Below are 21,504 nucleotides of genomic sequence, written 5' to 3'. Positions count from 1 at the left end.
AGAACGTCAACGGTCGCTGGACTTCTATCTTATGGTTGAGCCTCATAACTTGTCGCCAGCGACCGTTGCCGTTCAAGAGTGCGGTGACGATCGCGATTTAATAGCTGTTTAGTCTAAACTCCAGTCATTACCAACAGATATTCAAAATTAACACTATCGGTAAGTCTTTATGCAAAATTACCGATCAGGTAGAAAATGTGGTAGCGAATTCTGGTATTAACACAGGACTTTGTACCTTGTTTTTGCGCCATACTTCTGCTAGTTTACTAATACAGGAAAATGCAGACCCCGATGTACTCAAGGACTTAGCCAACTTTTTAGCTAAACTGGTACCAGAGAGCGCCACCTATATTCACGATGCAGAAGGTCCCGACGATATGCCGGCTCACATCCGCACTGCATTGACTCATACTTCTGAACAAATCCCGATCGCTCGCGGTAGGCTGCTATTAGGAACTTGGCAGGGAATTTACCTATGGGAACATCGCCAGAGGGGGCAGACTCGCGAACTCGTCGTTCATATCAGCGGTAACTGAAAGAGAGGGAATTAGGCATGGTGTATCGGGCATTGGTAATTGGTAATTGGTAGCCACTTACAAATAATATAAAATCCTCTCTTCATCGTCCTGTATTAAACTCTCTCTTCTCTTCCTTCGCGTACTTCGCGCCTTCGCGGTTAAATCATTCCGATACAACCGGAATTGATCTAACTACTGACTACTGACTTCAATTCTTGGAAATAGCGATCGGAATTTGCACCTCGCTGATTTTCATTGATTCCGGTGTCATCGGGGAGTTGTAAAAAAAACGTCGCGGAGGTCCGACTATTGAGTATTCTGGATGTTGTTGAAGCCAATTCTTGAGTTTTTGGAGGTTATTTTCGTAGCTTTCCCAAGTGTAAGCCCCGCCGATGCCAATGCTAACAACCGTCATCGGTGGCGTATCGGTTACTGTGACAGCCGAGCTAAGGCTGCTGGGAGCGATATTTGGTGATGGGTAGAGGAAAGAAACTTGTACTTCGGGAACATCCATTTGCCCTGCAATTCCTGTGTAGCGGGCTTCTACGGGCGTTGTCATCGCAATTTGGTTATTGCTGATATGTTGGAATAAGGGATTGAAGGCAACCCCAGTAGCTTGCCGCACATCACCAGCGTGGGAGTAAGTGACAGCGCGGTACTGAGGATATTGCTTAACTTCTATAGTGCCAATCTCTGCGGGTTCAGGGAATCCACTGGGTAAATAAGCTGACATTGTTTGCGAGTTTAGCCTTAACAAGTGGGAAAACTATTTTAGCATTTATCCCGCTCGATTTTGAGGATTGCACTTATAATTAATTTAGAGATTTGTTAATCAACCTCATATTAATACGGTCGGGGATAAAAACTTAAATAATTCTTAATATAATTGTCATTGAAAATTAATATTTTTCATGGGTTTGTAATTTTTTTGGGTTCTATTTGGTTATTTTATCAGGGGGGTGTAGCTTTTCAATTGTTTAGATTAGATGATGTTGAGGTAAATGATTAATTATACCGCTGTCCTGGAATAGTATATGAAAAAAATTTTAGTGATCGAGGACGATCGTGTGATTCGGGAGAATATTATCAAAATCCTCAAGTTTGAACGTTTTGATGCGATGGGGGCAGAAAATGGAATGCAGGGCTTATCTTTAGCGATGTCCAATCTGCCCGATGTGATTCTTTGCGACGTGATTATGCCGGAACTTAATGGTTATGGGGTGCTGATGGCCTTGCGAGCGAATCCTGCTACTGCCACAGTACCTTTTGTATTTCTGACTGGTAAAGCCGATCGCGCTGAAATGCGGCAGGGCATGGAATTGGGAGCCGATGATTACCTGACTAAACCTTTTACTAAAGCTGAACTGGTAGGGGCGATCGCCAGTCGGTTGAAGAAACAAGAAGCCTTTGTCGAGCAATACAATAATTTACAAATACCAACCAACGAGCATATCATAGAACAAGATGCTTCGGAAAAATTAATCATACTGAAAAAAAGCTTATACACTGCTTTAAGACAAGAAGAATTCCAGGTTTACTATCAGCCCCAGGTTAGTCTAACTACCGGGAAGATTGTCGGTGCAGAAGCTTTGGTGCGCTGGAAACACCCAGAAAAAGGATTGATTCCACCTACCGAATTTATTCCGGTTGCTGAACAAACAGGCTTTATTATACCCTTGGGCGAGTGGATATTGCAGACAGCTTGCAACCATTTAAAATCTTGGAAAAATGAGGGTTTTTCTCGGCTGCGGGTGGCAGTTAATTTATCACCTCGTCAATTTCACCAACCGGAACTCAGCACGAGAGTCGCAGAAATTTTAGAAAAAATTGGTTTGGAACCAAACAGTTTAGAATTAGAGTTAACGGAAAGTTTGATGATAGAGGATACCGAAAGCGCGATCGCTACTTTGACACAATTGAAAAAATTGGGAGTTGCTATTGCTATTGACGATTTCGGAACCGGCTATTCTTCCTTAAGCTATCTGACACAATACCCCTTCGATACTTTAAAAATAGACCGCTCATTTATTCGTAATATCACAGATGGCTCTCGAAATGCAGCGATTGTAAAAGCTATTATTGAAATGGCTCACAGTCTGTCTCTGGAAGTAATTGCCGAAGGTGTAGAAACGGAATCCGAAAAAGACTTTATCATGCGCTATCAATGCGATTATATGCAAGGATATTTGTTCAGTCGTCCTTTGCCGCCAACGGATTTTGAGCAGTTGCTCAAGCAAGGTCAGTAAAGGAAGAAGGAAGATAGTCCTGGACGCAAAAAACCCGGTTTCTTCCAAAAATTGTCGTTTTTTTCGACAAATATTCACGCATAAACCGGGTTTTTGACTCAGAGTGTGCCTAGGACTGTCAAAAATACCCAGTTTCTCGCGATCGTCCTCAACCTAAAATGAAGCAATTACTTTCAGAAACCTGGTTTGGGCGTCCACGACTGGTAATCAGAGTCGCGATCGCCCATAATTTAGATCGAAATAGTAAATTCAGAAGCCCCCAGCTTCAGCATTGACAAACTACCACAAATAACTTCTAACCAAGACACCACTATGGGAAAACCAACAGGCTTTATCGAATTTTTGCGCGAACTACCCTCCGAACTCTCACCAGTGGAGAGAGTCCACAACTGGGATGAATTTCACCTACCCATGGACGAGGACAAACTCCGCACCCAAGGAGCCCGCTGCATGGATTGCGGCATCCCATTTTGCCACACCGGAAACCTAATTAGTGGCATGGCCAGTGGCTGCCCCATCAACAACCTGATCCCCGAATGGAACGACCTAGTATATCGCGGACTCTGGAAAGAAGCCCTAGACAGACTCCACAAAACTAACAACTTCCCCGAATTCACAGGCCGAGTCTGTCCCGCACCCTGCGAAGGCGCTTGCGTGCTCGGCATCAACAACCCGCCAGTCACAATCAAAAACATCGAAGCCTCAATCATCGACAAAGGCTGGGATGAAGGCTGGATTACCGCCGAACCACCGGCGAAACGCACCGGCAAAAACATCGCCATCATCGGTTCCGGGCCCGCCGGTTTGTCCGCCGCCGCCCAACTCAACAAAGCCGGTCATTGGGTAACAGTATACGAAAGAGCCGATCGCCCCGGTGGCCTGCTAATGTATGGCATCCCCAACATGAAGCTAGACAAACAACAAGTAGTCCTGCGCCGCCTGAAAGTCCTCGAAGACGAAGGAGTCAAATTCATCTGCAACACCGAAGTCGGCAAAGACTTACCAGTAGAAAAATTGCTCAAAGAATTCGACTCCGTTGTCCTCTGCACCGGCGCCACCAAACCCCGCGACTTAGGCATCGAAGGACGCGAATTAAAAGGCATCCACTTCGCCATGGACTTCCTCACCGCCAATACCAAAGCAGTTCTCGACAAGAGCACCAACGATAACTTCATCTCCGCCACGGGCAAAGATGTCGTCATCATCGGCGGTGGCGACACAGGCACCGACTGCGTGGGCACCTCCATCCGCCACGGCTGCAACAGCCTGGTACAGCTTGAAATCCTCCCCAAACCGCCCTCGGAACGCGCCGCCAACAACCCCTGGCCCGAATGGCCAAAAGTCTACCGTCTCGACTACGGCCAAGAAGAAGCCGCAGCCAAATTCGGCGAAGATCCCCGCGGCTATCTCACCACCGCCACCAAGTTCGAGGGCGACGAAAACGGCAACGTCAAAGCCGTACACACCGTTGAAGTGGAGTGGACAAAAAATGAAAAAGGACAGTTCATTCCCAAACACATCCCCGGCACCGAAAAAGTCCTACCAGCCCAGCTTGTCTTGCTAGCGATGGGATTCCTAGGTCCAGAACAGCCCTTGCTGGATGCGATGGGATTGGAACGCGACGCCCGCAGCAATATCAAAGCCGAACACGAAAAATATACAACCAGCATTCCGGGAGTATTCGCCGCTGGTGACTGTCGCCGCGGTCAAAGTTTGGTAGTTTGGGCAATTAACGAGGGGCGGGGTGTCGCCCGCGAGTGCGACCTTTATTTAATGGGGAGCACGGATTTACCTTAATTTGTAGGTTCACAAATTTAAGTTAATGGCAGGAACAAAGCTACCCCTATTTTACTGTTTGGGTAGCCTTGTCCCTGCCATTAGTTCAATCACATTAATTTCTCAAATGGGGACAAACTTTACAATCAAATTAAAGCCCCTCAACTACTCACATTTTCCATCAACCAATTAAACTTAGCCTGCGCTAGACCCAAATTCTCCATCACACTCGGATTAATATCCTCACTTTCTAATTCCGAGTTTTCTAATTCCAGATTGCGACCATACTCTATATGTCTAATCGTACCGCGCATTCTGTCAGCCAGACACAGAGAAATTCCACAATAAAATCTGGAAGCAAAGCCCATATCATGTTGCAGTTTGATAATTAATTGTCGCCGTGGAATTGCTAACAACTCTGTTTTTTCGATCGCCTTCACCGTTGCCAAAGGAGGTCTAGTATCAATAAAAGAAACTTCTCCCACCAGTTCTCCGCTACCTATTTTTGCCAGTTCTTTAGTAGCCTTCGCCTCTAGCAAAACACTCAAATTTCCCTTCAATACAATGTAGAGGGCATCAATTTGTCTCCCTTCGTGAATCAGTATCCTGTTGGGTTCAATAATTTCTTTCTTACCTTTTTGGACTATCCAGTTGATGTCATCGTTATTTAACTGACTCAAAATGAAAAGTGCTTTTTTTCTACTGCTGTCGGTCATGAATCTAGCTCCAGAGCGCTTTTTTTATAAAAAATTAGATGCATAATCTGTCAATAATAGCATTGGTTAAACATTTTTTTTAAATAGAACCCCTGTCATGGGCGCGGGGCACAATTCACCCCGCCCATAGTCTCTAACTAAATCGATCGCAAATCGGGATAACCAGCCAACATATCATCAGCAGTCAAAGTATCGCCATTAGCTTGAGGAGTCCACAGCACCTCAACCGCCAACAACTGCTCGCTAGACACTCCCCCAATTTGACGCAAAGCCATGCGCAAATCTTCAGAATTTTTGACTACTGGTAACTGCAATTTGCCTAGAGTACCGACAATCAACGTCACCACAATATATTCACCAGGAGCTTGACTCAAATCCCCAGCCACCAGTACGCCATTTTCCTTCACACTTGGCAGTACATTGTTGCTTCCAGATTCCCGAAGCAGGTTGTTAAAATTTGAGAGAGTTTCTTCTGTAAATTTACTGCGTTCTGCCAGAGAAAATTGATTAAATTTAGCTTCTGCTGCTTCCAAGCGAGTTTGCTGAGATTCAGCACCGGCATAAACCCAGTATTCTGGATGGCGCAGCAACGCCAGAGTAGATTCTTGTAGCACCTGAGCGCGACCCGTTGCTGTATCGGTATCCGCTGTTTTTGCTAAGGAGTCGAGTTCCGATTGCAAACCGCGAGCATCTGCTAGCAAACCAACTTGCAAACGAGCCACAGAGACGTTTGTCGGTGTGCTGTAGCCTAGTTCTTCCTCCCCTGTGCCCCCGGCGCGGCGGAAGCTTTGGACGAGGAAATTCGCGATCGAAATAAAAATCAAAATCGAGAACAAACCACCAAAGCCACCCCCAAACCCAAAAAAGGGCAGCAAGAACGGGAAACCAAAGCCACCACCAAAGCCACCACCAGGGTAGTACCCCCCTCCAGACGGTGCGTAAGTGCGGCTAGGAGACGAATAGCTGCGCGCTGGAGCCCGAAAAGAGCCACCACCGATGCGTCCCCCGCTGCGGGCCGCCAGGGCTCCATCAGCGTTACCCAGGGCTAGTGTCAGTACCAGCCCGATCGCAAATAGTGATTTCAAAAGCGGTTTGATTCTTGAAATTAGTTGCTTGTACATAAGACCATTACTATGCGATACATATATAATTTACAGTCTATTCTCGCCTGTGGGCAGCCCGGTTGCAGGCGTGAAATCGGTGAGATATCCGTACTTAAGGACTCAAGTCCTGACTAAAAACTATAGAGGTCGCTCTCCCGCTAACCCTTGAGGATCGCGGAAGATCACCTCAACTTAGAAATTCTGATTATCTGTGGTTGGAGCCACGGAACCGGGCTGGTTGATAAACAGGTTTTTGGCACTATCGTTTTGATAGATACAATTGATATCCGGTTGACTTTCCAAAGTACCGGTAAAGCCAAATGTATTCATCCGATTTTTGCACTCGCGTACTTGGTCTTGGCTGACGAGCTTTCTTTGTTCTAGAATTGCCCAGTTATTGGTCCTGAGCACGCAACCAGGGCGCATAGTTGGCTGTGAAATGTAGACGTTGAAAGGGTTGAGGGTGACATAGGCGCGCATATCTGTCACCATCGCGCTGGCTCCAAACTGTACGCAAAGTTCGGGATTCGGGGCACTGCGATCGATAAATTCGCGGGATGCTACGTTTTCTGGGCTAATGGTAGCGGTAGAGCTAAAGGCAATACCAATTCCAATGCCGAGAATGAAAACCGCTGCTAAAATCCCCAAGGATGTGTAATTGACGAAGGAAGGTTTCCCAGAGGGAGACTGGCGTCGGGATTGTCCGCCAAAGGGACTGGAGTAGTCGGAGTCTTCATCTCCTCGCGGTGCGTCGGCTGTGAATCTGTCGTTGTAGGGTTTAGGTTTGCGTTTCATATCAGCTTCAGTGGGTTTTGGAGAGTTACCAGGGAGTAGTTTTTTATTTTTATCTTTTGTGTTCTAATTGTACGGCGATCGCCCGGTCACGGTAACAGGCTGGGGAGACAGGAGTTTTTCCAAACTGCATCTGCGTCTGGCGATCGACTTTTTGGCTACTTTGTCGGAATTTGATGACCTCACAGGATGTCAATTCAATTAAAATAACTAAAAGTCGGATACCATTGCACAGCGGAAGAATCCGACTCAAGATTATTCACAAATTTTAACATTTTACCCACCAGGAGGATACAAAGTAGTGTCTGTCGAAATTATTGTCAAGCCTTCAACAGTCCGTAAGCTTGCACCCCGCTACCGCGTTCTGCTGCACAATGATGATTTCAACCCGATGGAGTACGTGGTGCAAACTCTGATGCAGACGGTTCCGAGTCTGACTCAGCCACAGGCTGTGAATATTATGATGGAAGCTCACACCAACGGGCTGGGACTGGTGATTGTGTGCGCCTTAGAACACGCTGAGTTTTACAGCGAAACGCTCAACAATCACGGATTGAGTAGTACGATCGAACCAGACGAATAGAGTCTGAGTTTAGAGCAAGACTCTGTCATCTCAACAAAAAAAACTGATAGCTAAAAGCCAAGGGCTTGACCCTTGGCTTTAGCGTGTATTTAAAGTAAAGCAGGAAATTTGAACAGAAGGCGGTTCGGAGCTAGGTGCCCTTCATCGGAAATCTCCAATATCAAATCTGCGTCCGAGGAAATTAATAACGTCCTCCCCCTCCTCCTCCACCGCGAGCAAATTTTCCTGGACCACCCCCGCCCCGGTTGCCGCCGGAGCGATTACCTTCATCTTCGCGGGGTTTGGCTTTATTAACTTTCAGGTCGCGACCCATCCACTCTGCTCCATCGAGAGCAGCAATGGCTGCATCTTCTTCTGCATCGTTTGACATTTCTACAAAACCGAAGCCGCGGGGGCGACCTGTTTCTCTGTCGGTAGGTAGATGTACTCGCTTAACGGTTCCGTATTCGGCGAAGACGGAGGTGATGTCTTCTGAGGTAACTTGGTAGGATAAGTTACCGACGTATATCGACATGGGAAATAACTCCAAAATTTAGACAGTGCAAAGATTTCAGTTTCGGAGAGTTCCCTGCCGATACAGAAGGGCAAGTTTTTAGACAATTCTGTAGCAATGAACAAAGCCTACAACCGAATCTAATTCACACTTGGTATTTTAACACAGAATAGTCTCTGATGAGTAGGTTTCAACAGTTAGTTGCGCCCAGCCTATTTATGGCAGGAAAGATAGGTCTACCTTGCCAAAGTTGGTACTCAAAGCTAGATTCAGGTTCTCTAGGGCTTTCACTAACCACATCACACCTGTTCTGGCAGAAAACTCGTAGTGACCGAACAAAATTGCCAAACGCTTTTCTAGGTAGGGTTTGACTTTGCCGCAAATTAGTACAATTTTCAACAGCAAACCTGTAGTCTCAGTGGGGCCGAGATTGGAGATGAGGTCAATGAAGACAAAGTGCTTGGGTCGTTTCTGACTCTCTACTACTAAAAAATTCAATAACTGGCTGCAAGTTCTCATCATTAAACATTCGTTTAACTTCTGAGAGTCGCTGTGGGGAAAGGTACTTTGTAATTGGTTATACAATTTTTCCTTAAATTGACCTTGACCGTAGCGGTGGTTGGTGACACCAGAAATCAAGTATTCGTATAAATCATCTTTAAAAGAACCGTAGCACTGACTTTGGCTAGTGTGGGCAAGAAAACTGTTCGCTAGGTGTCTGTAAGTATTGCCTCCTTCTACTTTGCCGACAAATTGCTTGAGTGCGAACAACAGTTCGGTGTCGCTCAAGAGTGTGGGATTGTTTATACTTTGTATATGTCTGCCAAAGGAAACTGAGGTTCCCCGGCGAGCTATTTGCATTTTTCTGACTTGGTGAGCAACGTATTGGGAGAGGTTGATTTCAAATTGCTGCTGCTTTCGGGCTTGGATTTTTTTAATGATTCTTTGTTGTTCGTAGTTGCTGTCGTCGCTGAGGAGACAGTGGGTGTAAAGGTATGGGTAGCGAGGAATCAAGCTTCCCAGGGCTAGGTTAGTGGGGGTTTTGGTGTGGTTAGCTTCTTCGGAACCGTGAAGGATGACTTTGGATAAGCGTTTGAGGGCGAGGTACTGTTCGCTGGTGGTAAATTGATTGACTAATTTGGCGATCTGACCGATCGCCCGCGATCGATTGTATCCAAATACGATCTTGGGAACCTCTTCAAATACTGCGATCAATTCCGGGATGGCCGCTTGCTTGTTGGGGTAGGTTTGCCAGCGGTTGATGGCGATGTGACAGCAGCGGTTGAGGATGTACTTGAATTCTGGTTCTGCATCTTTTGAGGTGGCGATTTTTTCCAAAGCCTCGACGATCGCCCGATCGGGATAGTTCTCACAATTGATAAACAAAGTGCGAAAACGATTGATAATTTCCGCTGGTGATTCTACTTGTACCAGATTCAGCCAGTGCTGATAAAGTAGGTGTTCAGCTTCGTAGCTAGATCGGCTGTAACTGTCTTTCCAGGTATTATTCACTCTTTTTACCCTCCGAAATTCGGCAAGATGTTGCAGCGCCATTGGCTCGATAAATTAGCTGAAGAAGCACCTGAATTCAATTCAGGCATTTGCTGGATTCCCAAAGCTTTGGGGCAGCAGCCGTCAGCATCGTGGGTCGATCGCTCTTTTTTGTCTAATTAAACTATTTACTAACAATAGCATGACACAAATTCTTAGCGCCTCGCAAGGCCTCAATCACCATTATTTTAGGTAAAAAATTGCTCGCAAATGTAGACCCTCAGTTAGAGATTTGTGAGTCTGAGGGCGATTTAGTATTACGATTGTTAGAGCAAATCCCGATCGACAGCCCCCACATAGTTAATTTTGAGGTCTGGCGATCGGTGGCGAGTGCTGAAATTGAGTATTTAAAGTGTGAGTGCTAGTAATATGGTTTGTCGCGTCACTATTTCCCAACTTGCTGAAATTTTAACCGTAGCTTTGCCTGTTGCCTCTGAGGCTGTGTTGACAAGATTAGGCACTGGTATTACCACAGACACGCGGACTATTCAGGGGGGAGAGGTATTTTTGGCACTGCGGGGAGAAAATTTTGACGGGCATCAATTTGTGGAAAAAGCCAGGGATTTGGGGGCAATCGTGGCGGTTGTCGATCGCGATTGGCAAGGAAAAGTTCCTAACTTTCCCCTATTGCGAGTTGACAATACTTTAACAGCTTATCAGGCGATCGCCCGTTGGTGGCGCGACCAATTCAGTATACCGGTAATTGCGGTAACTGGTTCCGTAGGTAAAACCACTACTAAAGAATTGATTGCAGCAGTTTTGTCAACCCAAGGGAATGTACTCAAAACTCAATTGAACTATAACAATGAAATTGGAGTACCAAAGACCCTGTTAGAGCTGTCGCCAGAACACAATTATGCCGTTATTGAGATGGGAATGCGGGGACTTGGTGAAATTGCGCTGTTAGCGCAAATTGCCCGCCCCACGATAGCAGTAATTACAAATGTGGGAACGGCGCATATTGGGCGATTGGGGTCCTCGGAGGCGATCGCGACGGCTAAATGCGAATTGTTAGCAGAAATGCCAGCAGCCAGTATTGCTATTCTCAATCATGATAGTGACAAATTAATCACAGCAGCAGCCCAAGTTTGGCAAGGAAAAACTTTAACCTACGGCTTAGAAGGTGGAGATTTGCATGGCACATTCATCGACAATAATTCAATGGGTATTGAAGATCTAGAATTGCCACTACCTCTACCAGGAAGGCACAATGCTGTGAATTATCTAGCAGCTTTGGCCGTAGCCAAAGTGTTAGATATTGATTGGCAAGTTTTCCAGCAAGGTTTGTCTGTACAATTACCTGATGGGAGAGCGCGTAAGTACGAATTACCGAAGGATATTGTGATTTTAGATGAGACTTATAATGCGGGTTTGGAGTCGATGTTGGCGGCCTTGAGACTGTTGGCGGATACTCCAGGGAAACGGCGGATTGCCGTGTTGGGAACGATGAAAGAATTGGGCGATAAATCCCTCGAATTTCACAGACAAGTGGGAACAGCAGCCCGAAACTTAAATGTCGATGCTTTGTTTGTGTTTGCTGATTTTGAAGAAGCTGTGGCGATGGCGAGTGGTGCTGCGGGTTTGCCTTTGGTGGAAATAGAAGATATTTCGGCCCAGAATGCTCACGATGTGCTAGCAAGGCATTTAATGGAGTTTGTAGAAACAGGCGATCGCATTTTATTTAAGGCCTCTCACGCGATGGAGTTAAATCGAGTAGTCGATCGGCTGAGAACTGATATGATTGTTGACAACTGACAACTGACAACTGACTAATGACTAAAAAATCTCAAATCCGATGACTCAAGTTTCGATGAATACCCTCGTTGAAAGAGCAATTTCTGGCACTGCTATAGTCAGTTTTCCCACTGATACTGTACCCGCTTTGGCTACCTTGCCCGATCGCTCCGAGTTGATTTTTGCCGCTAAACGGCGCAGCCAAGACAAACCGCTGATTTTGATGGCAGCCTCAGCAGAGGATTTGTGGGGCTACGTGGACGGAAGTCCAGCAGATTTCCAAGTGTGGGAACAAGTGGCGCAATCTTTTTGGCCGGGGGCTTTAACTTTGGTACTCCCAGCCTCAGCAAAAGTACCCGTGGCTATGAATGCGATCGACCCGACTACAATTGGATTGCGAGTCCCTAATAGTACCCTGGCACGCCAAATTCTACAGCAGACAGGCCCTTTGGCTACCACCAGTGCCAATTTGTCCGGCCAACCCCCTCTGGAGTCCATGGCAGAAATTGAAGCCCAGTTTCCCGAAGTCCTGACTCTACAGCCTTCGGAATTACCAACCATAGCCACAGCTTCGAGTCTTCCTTCCACCGTTGCTAAATGGACTGGCAGTGGTTGGAAAATCTTGCGACAGGGCGCGGTACAGTTAGAATAGTGACCGAAAAATAGGCACTTAAATTAAATCTTGGTAAAAAATCAAATACTCTCCTACCTGTTCCTGCTATGCAGAAAGACGCTAGGATCGTGTGAAAGTTTTTACTAGCCTTTATCCCACCGCCAAATCCTCGATCGGATGTCGCGCGAGGGCGAGGCGCGAAATAGCTAAACTCGAAGGCAAAGTGATATGGCGCTGATGGGCTGGAGCGAATTGATATATATAGGAATGGGGCTGGGACTTGGTTTGGGAAGCAATTTGATCTGGCGTCCGCGGCCAAAGAGCTCGGAACCGCTAGAACCTGCACCCCACCAGCAGTCAACTCCTCAAGAGATTTATTTAGAGAAGTTTGATACCATGTCTGAGCAACTGAAGCAAACTCAATTGGCTTATCAGATGGCCTCGGAAATGAGTCAATTTAAGGCCGGTTTTTTGGCTAGGACTTCTCACGAATTGCGATCGCCATTGAGCAGTATGATTGGCACGCTGCAATTAATTATGTCGGATTTGTGCGACGACCCTGCTGAAGAACGGGAGTTTGTCGAACAAGCTCACACGGCGGCACTCAAGTTAGTGAAATTGATCGATCAAATTATCTTTGTTGCTAAAACTGAACATGGCACTGAGACGATGGATATTGAGCCGATTCAGTTAGCTAAAATCTTTGATGAAGTGGATGATTTAACTTACCTACAAGCAGCTAACCGCAGCATTCGCCTAGAAATATCCCCGCCCGATCCCGAAATTTATGTATTGGTTGATTTTCCCAGATTTAGGCAAGTGTTAGTCAATTTGATAGATACTGCTATTGCCGAAATGGAAGAGGGGAGTATTTTTGTTTCTGCACACCCTTCACCGGAATCTGGCTACGTTAACATTTGGGTAGACGACCAGCGTTCCATCAGTGCTTGGAGCGAGTCTTGGGATTTATTAAAGCACGATTTAGAGACCGATAATAAGAGTACCGATCCAGTTAAAGTGTCTTCGGGAATGAGGTTATTGATGGATCAGACGCTGCTAAGTTTAATGAACGGGCGTTTAGAGGTGCTGGCGGTTCCTTCGGAGACTGAAGAGTCCAATTTCACTCGGACTCAATGTTCTATTCCTTTAGCTCAGCAGTGATTATTCAGATATGAAAGACGAACTGCCATAGGCAGGCAATGCACGCAAGAGTTTTGGGAGCATCCCATTTTTGCAAATATATCAGAGCTAGTACGTAGTTAGCAAAGAAATAGACAAAGTGGTACACTTGTAGACAAATCTACGATGTACCATTTTGTTTAAACCACACGAATTCGCAAAAAAACTTGGATTATCAGTAAAGACTCTCCAGCGCTGGGATGTCTCAGGAAAGCTGCCAGCCAAGCGCACCCTGTCGGGTCATCGTTTTTACACAGAGGACGACCTTTTAATCGCCAACGGATTGAAACCCATAGAAGCCAAGCGAAAGACAATCGTCTACTGCCGAGTCTCATCTAGCGCGCAAAAGCCAGAACTCAAAAATCAGGTACTGGCAATGGAAGCTTTTTGTTTAGGTCGAGGGCTGAGCGTCGATGACTGGGTATCAGAAATTGGTGGTGGGCTAAACTTCAAGAGGAAAAAGTTTCTAGCAATTATGCTGTCAATGCTTAGAGGCGAAATATCAACAATAGTGATTGCACACAAAGACAGGATGTGCCGTTTCGCATTTGAATTTATTCAGGAGCTTGCTACATCAGTTGGGTGTCAGATTGTAGTTGCCAACCAAGAGTCTTTGTCCCCTCAACATGAATTAGTAGAAGATTTGATGGCGATAATCCACTGTTTTTCTTGTCGGTTATACGGTCGGCGAAATTACTCCAAAGACATCAAGGAAAAGCTCAAGTATGCTATTGACAGACCAGTACAAGATGTCTCAGAATTGAGCAATCAAGAAATACAGTGTTGAGGTCGAGCAATGCTTTTGTCCATCAAAACAAAGTTAAAGCTAAACAAAAATCAAGCAACAATAGTCACTCATATCAAATCCGTTGACATCGGAATGATTAATCTCTCTCTTCTCTTCCTTCGCGTCCTTAGCGCCTTCGTGGTTAAATCATTCCGATACAACCGGAATTGATATCACCCAGGGCTAAAGCCACTGGGCTTGCAAGAGAAAGACTAACCGCCTTTCAAATGTGGGACTAAAACAGTCTCTAGCTATTAACTGACAAGAAGCAAATGTCTAGACTTGTCTAGTATTTGTATAGCAGTTCTTGATTGATAATTTCTAATTCTACATTCTCTTCTAAGGGCTGATTTTCTAGTACCATTGTCGTGCTGGCGTTATGCTGAAAACCGATGCGCTCGTAGAAGCTTTGTTTGTAAGTTGTCATCAGGTAAATTCGCTCTACTCGGCTCATTCGAGGATGACCTAAAACTGTTTGGACTAATTTGCGTCCCAGTCCTGCACCCTGGTAATCTGGGTGAATGGCAACATCCCAAATGGTAGCTCGATAGATGCCGTCTGATGTGGCTCTGGCAAAACCGATCGCCCTTTCGCCATCCCAGACCGTGACCACTGGCTCGCTATTGGCGATCGCGATTTTCCAATCTTCCATCTTGCGTTCCCTAGCCCAAAATGCAGCTACTTTAAATAGATGTTGAAGTTGTTCGAGGTCTACTCGATCGTGACCTATGCAAAATTGAATGTGACTGGAATCTCTAGTCGTTGATGTCATTCTAAATCTGCCTGCAAATTGTATTTAATTCTAAACATACAAACATAAATTAATTCACCCATATTATCTGACTAATTTCCGTAATCATTAATACTTTTTACTAACAAAATGCGATCGCTATCAGAGCCACCACTTTACAGAAAAAGTCGCCGCTCTGGATGTACAAAAGTCGCCTTAATAGCCTTGGCTGTGGCTATTAGGGCGATTCTCAAGCGTTGTGAGTGATATCGTTTCCGGTTGTATCGGAATGATTAAACCACAGAGAACACAGAGGACACAGAGAAAGAGAAGAGAGAAATCATAATTCTGATGTCAACGGATTTGATATGAGGGGAGCAGGCGGGGAACACTACTCCCTACAGAATCATCGTTTTCTGGACAATGAAACAGCCGTGCCGCCCAGGGCGGTTCCCTTCGCTTGTAGGGGCCGTGCCCCCGTGCCGGCCCTCCGAGTGTCTGAGAAAGGCTATATAACCTCTTTCCAATAGATGAAGTAGGTTAGGTAGCCCTTGGACTACGACGGGGTATCAACCGCGGAGATTTCCTCAGCCTTTTAACCAGCGGGCGGCATCTTTGGCGTGATAAGTTAAAATCAAATCAGTACCCGCACGTTTGAATCCTGTCAAAGTTTCCATCACTACTCTTTCTTCATCTATCCAACCATTGAGAGCAGCGGCTTTCACCATCGCATATTCTCCAGAAACGTTGTAAGCTGCAACTGGGAGATTAGTTGCTTCCTTAACGCGCCAGATGATATCCATATAGGCTAAAGCAGGTTTAACCATGAGCATATCCGCACCTTCGGCAATATCGAGAGCAATTTCTTTGAGAGCTTCACGACCATTTCCGGGGTCCATTTGATAGGTACGTCGATCGCCAAATTGGGGTGCAGAATCCGCCGCATCTCGGAACGGGCCATAATAAGCGGAAGCATATTTTGCCGCGTAGGACATGATAGGAATATCTTCAAATCCAGCATCGTCCAATCCTTCCCGAATTGCTCCGACAAAACCGTCCATCATCCCAGAAGGTGCGATAATATCTGCACCGGCTTTAGCTTGAGAAACCGCTGTTTTCTTGAGCAATTCTAGGGTTGGGTCATTCAAAACACGACCGGTTAAATCGCCGACTTGCAAATAGCCACAGTGACCGTGACTGGTATATTCACACAGACAAGTATCGACCATGACAATTAAATCTGGTACTGCTTCTTTGACTGCTGTTGTCGCTTTTTGGACAATCCCACAATCGTGCCAAGCACCAGTGGCGTCTGTGTCTTTATCGGCGGGAATTCCGAATAAAATAATTGCCGGAATGCCGAGGTCGTAAACTTCTTTTGCTTCTTCGACAATTTTGTCGATCGAGAGCTGGTAAACTCCTGGCATTGATGTGACTTCTTTAGCAAAACCTTCCCCCGGTACGGCAAATAGGGGGTAAATTAAATCATTGGTTGTCAAGATATTTTCGCGCACCATCCGGCGGAGTTGGGGATGGTTGCGGAGGCGGCGGGGACGGTGTGTGGGAAACATAATGTTTTTTAATGTTAGGTCAAGTCCGGTCCTGGAGACTTGTGGATGGTTTTAAAAGTCTAGAGCTTATTGTTGGGCAGGCTAGGACGCATCCTATCGTTTCCGGTGGCATCGGAATGATAAAACAATCAACAATCACCTGAGAGTGCAGTTAACCGGAATTGATATCATATCAAATCCCGTGGCACTGTCAGATGATTTAACCGGGAACACGGCAACAGGGGGTTCAATTAATTCGATCGGTATTGGGTAGCGGTTCGCCAAAGTTGATTATCCCCTCCGAGCGTGCAGCAGGACGTGGCACGGGAGCTACACGTATCCCCCGCCGTTCCTCCACTGCCACCCTCACTAAAGGCACTGTTATGGGTCGGATTTGGTCATTTTGGGTTGTTTGTTGGGCGGGAGGGCGATCGTAAGTTTGAGTGGCGATCGCACTTGGTGCCACAGGTTCTGGAGTGGGCTCCGAGTTGGGAGTTGTTGTCGGCTGGGGCTGTGCTATGGCTGTGGCTGAGGGGGTTGTGGTTTCCCTGGTGTTGGCGATCGCACTTGGGGCGATGGCGGGCACTAACACCCAGCGATTGGCGGCCCCAATTTTTTGGAATTGAGTGCGATCGGGCTTTACAGCAAATCCTCGTGCTAACTCCATCACAATTCTCACCCTTCCCGGTTGAATTTGACTCATTCCCACAGAACTTATTAATCCTTTTGGATATAACTGAGTTGCATCTACTGAGATTTCAGTATTAGGCAAATCCACAGCAATTTGATTGGAGTTTAATACAGAATATTTGGGAGTTATGCCTTCTGGGAGGCTAATGATTAACTCATTGGTGGCTGGATCGAATTGCCAAAGGGGAACAGTGGAAGCGGTGGCTTGTTGTTGTCCGATTGGCATCAAAACTGTGGTGGCGACCGCTAGATTCAGACTCAGGGACAAGCTGGCTAACAATCGGGGTGCTAGAGAATTATATCGTTTCCGGTTGCATCGGAATGATTTAACCGCGAAGGCGCAAAGGACGCAAAGGAAGAGAAGAGAAAGATTAATAATTCCGATGCTAACGGAATTGATATTAAGAGTCAATTTTTGTAAGTGTTGCCAAAATTTTTGGTATTGCATGGCTGCTCCTTAAACTATATTTGAGAATAACTAAACTGACAAGAAATCCGCAGCCGTAATCAAACTATTAGCCCCAATTACCTTAGCCAAAACTTGATTGGTTCCAGCTACTTGCAGTAAAAATTCATTGCCAGTTTGAGCAACTTGCAATTGTGAAAAACTCAACCCCCCAGTCAGAGCAAACTTGTCAACTCCTACTTCAAAATTGAGCACAGTGTCGATACCGCTGTTAGCACTTAACATAAAGCGATCGCTCCCAACACCGCCAATCAAAGTATCATCTCCCCCATCACCACGCAACCAGTCATCTCCTGCACCTCCGTTGAGAATATCGCTATCTTTCCCTCCGTAAAGAGTATCATTACCCTCATCACCGTTGAGAATATCTTGCCCTTCATTGCCATAAAGCAAGTCATCGCCACTGCCGCCATTGATGCAGTCTTGTTGCCCGATCGCCCCTACAGATTTCCCGTTGTCACCCTCATCCCCAAAAATCGTATCATTACCATCATCGCCACATAAAATATCGCTCCCATTATCACCGTAAATTAAATCGTCTCCAGCATTTCCCTCGACCAAATCATCATCGTTCCCACCACGAACAAAATCGTTACCCAAACCACCATCCAAAGAATCAGAACTATCTCCACCATCGAGAAAATCATTCCCATCTGAGCCAAACAATAAGTCGCGGCCATCAACATCACTAACTAACGGGTTTTGCAAACCACCATAAAGGGAATCATCCCCGTCATCGCCGACTAGAGTGTCAGCGCCCAGTTCGCCCCAAATCATGTCAGCATCTTTGCCACCATAAACTAAGTCATTACCCTTACCAGCCAACAGGGTATCGTTGCCACTGCCACCGCCGATGATATCCTCACTGTCATTACCGAAAATTAAGTCACCTTCGTTCGTAGCGATCGTGCTATCAACAGCTTTACCATAGTCGCCTAGTATGGTGTCAGAACCGAGGCCGCCGTAGAGAGTGTCGGAATCAGCTTCGCCGAAAATGCGATCCCCTCCCTTTCCGCCAAACCCCAAATCGCGACCATTACCACCAAGCAAAGTATCATCGTTATCTTGACCGTTGAGTAAGTCGTTACCGTCCCCTCCAAATAGCCAATCGCGTCCTTCTGAGTCCTTGGCTAGGGCATTGAGGACACCACCGAACAGGGAATCGTCTCCGTTGTCACCCAACAAAGTATCGGCATCCAGATCGCCCCAAATCACATCATTTTCGATGCCACCGTAGGCGATATCTGCACCTTTACCCCCGTACACAGTGTCGGTTCCTTGGTTGCCAGCGATCGCATCAGCACCTTCTCCACCAAAAATTAAGTCGCCGTCATTCCCAGTCAAATCAACACTGTTACCATTGTCACCAACGATCGTGTCGGGACCGCGATCGCCATAAAGGGTGTCGGAATTGCGATCGCCAAAAATGCGATCGGCATTCTTACCTCCGAACACAATATCGCTTTCTTTGCCGGCATAAACAATGTCATTACCCCAGCCCGCAGCAATGAAATCCTGTTCTCGATCGCCAAAAACAATATCTGAACCACCTTCTCCCAAAACCGTATCATCTCCCAGGAGTCCAACAAACATTTCATTGGCATCGGCACCAGTTAAATAATCATTTCCAGCAGTGCCGAAGACGGTGTTGTTAATATTGATCGACTCTGCTGCATTGGAGTCGAAGTTGAGAATTGGGGCCGGCTGGGCTTGCGAAAAAGTTATCCCAGGCAAAACAGGCAGAGGTTGACAACCACAACCTGTATCCGGTTCGGATACCGGCGCAACCACAATGGTGGATGTTGACGTAGGTACAGGTGCAGGTGTGGGGGTGGTGATTGGTACAGGTGCCGGTGTAGGCGTGGTGATTGGTACTGGTGCCGGTGTGGGCGTGGTGATTGGTGCAGGTGCCGGTGTGGGGGTGGTGATTGGTACAGGTTCCGGTGCAGGTGTGGGTGTAGGTGCTGGTACAGGTGCTGGTGTTGGGGTAATTTGTGGCAGAGTAGTAGAAACTATTCCCACCGTAGGACTGATATCCCCCGTGTTGTCCTTAGCGGTATAGGTGACAACTGCTCCTGTAAAACCACTACTAGACTGAACAAACACCTCCGTAATTTGACTCGGAGTCAAAACTTGATTAGATGCGATCGGCACTCCGCCCTGAGTCGGGTCTCCCAAGAACAATGTACCTTCCTTGGGTGGTAAAACGGTATTGATTGTATAGGAAACAATTTCACCGTCGGGGTCTTTCCCTCCCAATCCAGGGACTTTGACAGTGGTTTCTGGCAACAGACTCACACTAGAATTGTTGGTGACTGGGGGTTGGTTAACCACAGGCAAGAACAGACTGGCCGTGGCAGGGGTGAGACCGATCGCACCGCGACTATCTTTGGCACTGTAAGTCAAGCTAGCCTCCGCGAAAGTACCAGTTGCTTGAAAAAATAACTGGTTGATTTGGTCAGGGTTCAAAACTTGACCGGCAGTAATTGCCACTCCGCCCTGGGCTGGATCGCCCAAGAACAAGATGCCTTGGCTATTGAGAGGCAGAGTATCGATTGTATAAGAGGCGATCGCATCATCTACATCCTTCGCCCCCAGCCCTGCCAGCTTCACCACAGAATTCGGTGTCACCGCAGTATTTGTGTTCGCAGCCACCGGCGGTTCATTGAACTTTGGCAAAGCTAGAGAAACTACTGCTGCTTCACTGCTGCTTCCCCCATCGTCCTTGCTGCTGTAACTAAAAGTTGCCCCTGTGAAGGTTCCCGCCGATTGGAAAAACAACTGGCTAATTTGATCCGGTGTCAGGACTTGACCGGCACTCACCGGCACCCCACCTCGATCGGGATTTCCCAGGAAGAGAACACCTTGATTGGTTGGTGGCAAAGTGTTCACGGTAAAAGAAACCACAGTCCCATCTGGATCGCTGCCTCCGAGTCCACCGATGGCGATCGTGTTTTTCGGCAAAATTATAGTGGTGTTTTTGTCGGCTATGGGAGATTGGTTTGTCGGCGCCGTCGGGGTGAGAGTAGTGATGACAGTCGCATTTGGTTCGGAACCATTGTTATTATTCAGATTGGGGTCTGTCGTAGTCGATCGACTCGAAGCAGTATTTTTGATACCAGTCCCAGGAACCACCAACGTCACAAAACGATTGACATTCTCACCGCTGGGCAAACTGGAAATAGCCGGGAAAGTGACAATCCCAGACACCGGATCGTAAGTACCCTCATCAGATACCTTGACTCCGGTTAAACCAGGAACAATGCTGTCAGCGATCGCTACTCCCACCGCAGCATCAGGCCCCTTGTTCAAGGTATTTATAGTATAGGTAACAGAACTACCAACAGTCGCAGATGTGAGACCGGTTTTAGTAGTTACCAAATCCGCAGTAGGAATAGTAGGACCCGCAACCACACTGGTAGTGACTTTAGCAGTAGCAGAGGAACCGTCGTTGTTGCTGAGGTTAAGGTCTGCCGTCGTTGATTTACTGCTGGCAACATTGCTGATGCTGCCACTGTCGGGAACTACTAAGCTAACAGTACGAGTGATGGTTTCACCCCTGGACACCTTGGCGATCGCCGGAAAATTCACCAGCCCAGAAACCGGATCGTAGGTGCCCTCATTAGAAACCACAACTCCCGTTAACCCTGGAACTATACTGTCGCTGATGACAACATTAGACGCATCGCTTGGCCCGATATTGCCCGTAGTAATTGTATAAGTGACCGATTGTCCAGGGGATGCCGAGGTAACTCCACTTTTAGTAGTTACCAGGTCTGCTACAGCCCCAATCGTCGTAGACACCTTAGCCTTGGGGTCCGTACCGTTGTTATTGCTCAGGTCTGGGTCCGTGGTAACAGCACTGCTTCTAGCTGTGTTACTAATCGCACTCAGGGTCGGCGGCACCACTACCCCAACCGTCCGAGTGATGGTAGCGCCATTGTCGATCGCCACTGTTGGAAAAGTCACTATCCCCG

Annotated in this window: 20 protein-coding genes; 9 read left to right on the top strand and 11 right to left on the bottom strand. The window is 46.8% G+C overall.

Features of this window, described 5'->3' with window-relative positions:
* Nucleotides 1-104 precede the first annotated feature (104 nt).
* Nucleotides 105-536, top strand: a complete 432-nt coding sequence (locus AAFP14_RS09615) for a secondary thiamine-phosphate synthase enzyme YjbQ (RefSeq protein ID WP_341732048.1) — start codon at nucleotides 105-107, stop codon at nucleotides 534-536.
* Between the two features lie 190 nt (nucleotides 537-726).
* Here AAFP14_RS09615 and AAFP14_RS09610 read toward each other — a convergent pair whose 3' ends face one another.
* On the bottom strand, nucleotides 727-1,251 hold the full coding sequence (locus AAFP14_RS09610; RefSeq protein ID WP_341732040.1) for an SOUL family heme-binding protein: 525 nt from the start codon (nucleotides 1,249-1,251) through the stop codon (nucleotides 727-729).
* Between the two features lie 301 nt (nucleotides 1,252-1,552).
* Here AAFP14_RS09610 and AAFP14_RS09605 point away from each other — a divergent pair, with 301 nt between their 5' ends.
* Both AAFP14_RS09605 and gltD read left to right on the top strand, forming a co-directional pair.
* On the top strand, nucleotides 1,553-2,764 hold the full coding sequence (locus tag AAFP14_RS09605; protein WP_341732039.1) for an EAL domain-containing response regulator: 1,212 nt from the start codon (nucleotides 1,553-1,555) through the stop codon (nucleotides 2,762-2,764).
* A gap of 312 nt (nucleotides 2,765-3,076) precedes the next feature.
* Nucleotides 3,077-4,561 (top strand): glutamate synthase small subunit, encoded by a 1,485-nt coding sequence (gene gltD, locus AAFP14_RS09600; RefSeq protein ID WP_341732038.1) that lies wholly within the window; start codon nucleotides 3,077-3,079, stop codon nucleotides 4,559-4,561.
* A 140-nt stretch (nucleotides 4,562-4,701) separates the two neighbouring features.
* On the opposite strand, the gene AAFP14_RS09595 is transcribed toward gltD, so the two are convergent.
* The 4 genes from AAFP14_RS09595 to AAFP14_RS09580 all read right to left on the bottom strand — a co-directional run bounded on the left by AAFP14_RS09595 (nucleotide 4,702) and on the right by AAFP14_RS09580 (nucleotide 7,404).
* The gene (locus tag AAFP14_RS09595; protein ID WP_341732037.1) at nucleotides 4,702-5,256 is read right to left on the bottom strand and encodes a cyclic nucleotide-binding domain-containing protein; all 555 of its coding nucleotides are present in this window, start codon (nucleotides 5,254-5,256) and stop codon (nucleotides 4,702-4,704) included.
* Nucleotides 5,257-5,393: 137 nt separating this feature from the next.
* Complete coding sequence (locus tag AAFP14_RS09590) at nucleotides 5,394-6,377, bottom strand: DUF1517 domain-containing protein (protein WP_341732036.1); 984 nt, start codon at nucleotides 6,375-6,377, stop codon at nucleotides 5,394-5,396.
* Nucleotides 6,378-6,551: 174 nt separating this feature from the next.
* The gene (locus tag AAFP14_RS09585; protein WP_341732035.1) at nucleotides 6,552-7,154 is read right to left on the bottom strand and encodes a DUF3172 domain-containing protein; all 603 of its coding nucleotides are present in this window, start codon (nucleotides 7,152-7,154) and stop codon (nucleotides 6,552-6,554) included.
* Between the two features lie 49 nt (nucleotides 7,155-7,203).
* Complete coding sequence (locus AAFP14_RS09580; RefSeq protein ID WP_341732034.1) at nucleotides 7,204-7,404, bottom strand: hypothetical protein; 201 nt, start codon at nucleotides 7,402-7,404, stop codon at nucleotides 7,204-7,206.
* A 48-nt stretch (nucleotides 7,405-7,452) separates the two neighbouring features.
* Between AAFP14_RS09580 and clpS the strand changes: the two genes are divergently transcribed.
* Nucleotides 7,453-7,734: an ATP-dependent Clp protease adapter ClpS gene (clpS, locus tag AAFP14_RS09575; protein ID WP_340518689.1), complete on the top strand. Its 282-nt coding sequence runs from the start codon at nucleotides 7,453-7,455 to the stop codon at nucleotides 7,732-7,734.
* 181 nt (nucleotides 7,735-7,915) lie between these two features.
* Here the strand turns inward: clpS and AAFP14_RS09570 are convergent, their stop codons facing one another.
* Both AAFP14_RS09570 and AAFP14_RS09565 read right to left on the bottom strand, forming a co-directional pair.
* Complete coding sequence (locus AAFP14_RS09570) at nucleotides 7,916-8,248, bottom strand: RNA recognition motif domain-containing protein (protein WP_341732033.1); 333 nt, start codon at nucleotides 8,246-8,248, stop codon at nucleotides 7,916-7,918.
* A gap of 195 nt (nucleotides 8,249-8,443) precedes the next feature.
* Nucleotides 8,444-9,739, bottom strand: a complete 1,296-nt coding sequence (locus AAFP14_RS09565; RefSeq protein ID WP_341732032.1) for a hypothetical protein — start codon at nucleotides 9,737-9,739, stop codon at nucleotides 8,444-8,446.
* Between the two features lie 27 nt (nucleotides 9,740-9,766).
* Here AAFP14_RS09565 and AAFP14_RS09560 point away from each other — a divergent pair, with 27 nt between their 5' ends.
* The 5 genes from AAFP14_RS09560 to AAFP14_RS09540 all read left to right on the top strand — a co-directional run bounded on the left by AAFP14_RS09560 (nucleotide 9,767) and on the right by AAFP14_RS09540 (nucleotide 14,091).
* On the top strand, nucleotides 9,767-9,901 hold the full coding sequence (locus AAFP14_RS09560; RefSeq protein ID WP_341732031.1) for a hypothetical protein: 135 nt from the start codon (nucleotides 9,767-9,769) through the stop codon (nucleotides 9,899-9,901).
* Between the two features lie 246 nt (nucleotides 9,902-10,147).
* The gene (locus AAFP14_RS09555; RefSeq protein ID WP_341732047.1) at nucleotides 10,148-11,533 is read left to right on the top strand and encodes a UDP-N-acetylmuramoyl-tripeptide--D-alanyl-D-alanine ligase; all 1,386 of its coding nucleotides are present in this window, start codon (nucleotides 10,148-10,150) and stop codon (nucleotides 11,531-11,533) included.
* A 40-nt stretch (nucleotides 11,534-11,573) separates the two neighbouring features.
* Complete coding sequence (locus AAFP14_RS09550) at nucleotides 11,574-12,164, top strand: L-threonylcarbamoyladenylate synthase (RefSeq protein WP_341732030.1); 591 nt, start codon at nucleotides 11,574-11,576, stop codon at nucleotides 12,162-12,164.
* A gap of 189 nt (nucleotides 12,165-12,353) precedes the next feature.
* Nucleotides 12,354-13,286: a sensor histidine kinase gene (locus tag AAFP14_RS09545; RefSeq protein WP_472851036.1), complete on the top strand. Its 933-nt coding sequence runs from the start codon at nucleotides 12,354-12,356 to the stop codon at nucleotides 13,284-13,286.
* 151 nt (nucleotides 13,287-13,437) lie between these two features.
* Entirely contained in the window at nucleotides 13,438-14,091 is a 654-nt protein-coding gene (locus AAFP14_RS09540; RefSeq protein ID WP_341732045.1) for an IS607 family transposase, read from the top strand.
* A gap of 286 nt (nucleotides 14,092-14,377) precedes the next feature.
* On the opposite strand, the gene AAFP14_RS09535 is transcribed toward AAFP14_RS09540, so the two are convergent.
* From AAFP14_RS09535 to AAFP14_RS09520, 4 genes are all read right to left on the bottom strand, one after another.
* Nucleotides 14,378-14,863 (bottom strand): GNAT family N-acetyltransferase, encoded by a 486-nt coding sequence (locus AAFP14_RS09535; RefSeq protein WP_341732029.1) that lies wholly within the window; start codon nucleotides 14,861-14,863, stop codon nucleotides 14,378-14,380.
* Nucleotides 14,864-15,408: 545 nt separating this feature from the next.
* Entirely contained in the window at nucleotides 15,409-16,392 is a 984-nt protein-coding gene (hemB, locus tag AAFP14_RS09530) for a porphobilinogen synthase (protein ID WP_341732028.1), read from the bottom strand.
* Nucleotides 16,393-16,618: 226 nt separating this feature from the next.
* Nucleotides 16,619-17,509 carry an AMIN domain-containing protein gene (locus AAFP14_RS09525; RefSeq protein WP_341732027.1) on the bottom strand — a complete coding sequence of 297 codons (891 nt, stop codon included), beginning with the start codon at nucleotides 17,507-17,509 and terminating at the stop codon, nucleotides 16,619-16,621.
* A 30-nt stretch (nucleotides 17,510-17,539) separates the two neighbouring features.
* Nucleotides 17,540-21,496 carry a hypothetical protein gene (locus tag AAFP14_RS09520; RefSeq protein WP_341732026.1) on the bottom strand — a complete coding sequence of 1,319 codons (3,957 nt, stop codon included), beginning with the start codon at nucleotides 21,494-21,496 and terminating at the stop codon, nucleotides 17,540-17,542.
* Between the last annotated feature and the right edge of the window lie 8 nt (nucleotides 21,497-21,504).

It is taken from the genome of Microcoleus sp. EPA2 (assembly GCA_020882975.1).
Lineage (GTDB): Bacteria > Cyanobacteriota > Cyanobacteriia > Cyanobacteriales > Microcoleaceae > Microcoleus.
The sequence above is the reverse complement of the archived record's forward strand: the minus strand, read 5'-3'. Positions and strand labels throughout refer to the sequence as shown.

Coding starts and splice junctions, on each gene's coding strand:
- AAFP14_RS09595 (WP_341732037.1), bottom strand. CDS start 5,256: ATGACCGACAGCAGTAGAAAAAAAGCACTTTTCATTTTGAGTCAGTTA.
- AAFP14_RS09570 (WP_341732033.1), bottom strand. CDS start 8,248: ATGTCGATATACGTCGGTAACTTATCCTACCAAGTTACCTCAGAAGAC.
- hemB (WP_341732028.1), bottom strand. CDS start 16,392: ATGTTTCCCACACACCGTCCCCGCCGCCTCCGCAACCATCCCCAACTC.
- AAFP14_RS09545 (WP_472851036.1), top strand. CDS start 12,354: ATGGCGCTGATGGGCTGGAGCGAATTGATATATATAGGAATGGGGCTG.
- gltD (WP_341732038.1), top strand. CDS start 3,077: ATGGGAAAACCAACAGGCTTTATCGAATTTTTGCGCGAACTACCCTCC.
- AAFP14_RS09585 (WP_341732035.1), bottom strand. CDS start 7,154: ATGAAACGCAAACCTAAACCCTACAACGACAGATTCACAGCCGACGCA.
- AAFP14_RS09610 (WP_341732040.1), bottom strand. CDS start 1,251: ATGTCAGCTTATTTACCCAGTGGATTCCCTGAACCCGCAGAGATTGGC.
- AAFP14_RS09560 (WP_341732031.1), top strand. CDS start 9,767: ATGTTGCAGCGCCATTGGCTCGATAAATTAGCTGAAGAAGCACCTGAA.
- AAFP14_RS09605 (WP_341732039.1), top strand. CDS start 1,553: ATGAAAAAAATTTTAGTGATCGAGGACGATCGTGTGATTCGGGAGAAT.
- AAFP14_RS09525 (WP_341732027.1), bottom strand. CDS start 17,509: ATGCAATACCAAAAATTTTGGCAACACTTACAAAAATTGACTCTTAAT.
- AAFP14_RS09550 (WP_341732030.1), top strand. CDS start 11,574: ATGACTCAAGTTTCGATGAATACCCTCGTTGAAAGAGCAATTTCTGGC.
- AAFP14_RS09590 (WP_341732036.1), bottom strand. CDS start 6,377: ATGTACAAGCAACTAATTTCAAGAATCAAACCGCTTTTGAAATCACTA.
- AAFP14_RS09535 (WP_341732029.1), bottom strand. CDS start 14,863: ATGACATCAACGACTAGAGATTCCAGTCACATTCAATTTTGCATAGGT.
- AAFP14_RS09555 (WP_341732047.1), top strand. CDS start 10,148: ATGGTTTGTCGCGTCACTATTTCCCAACTTGCTGAAATTTTAACCGTA.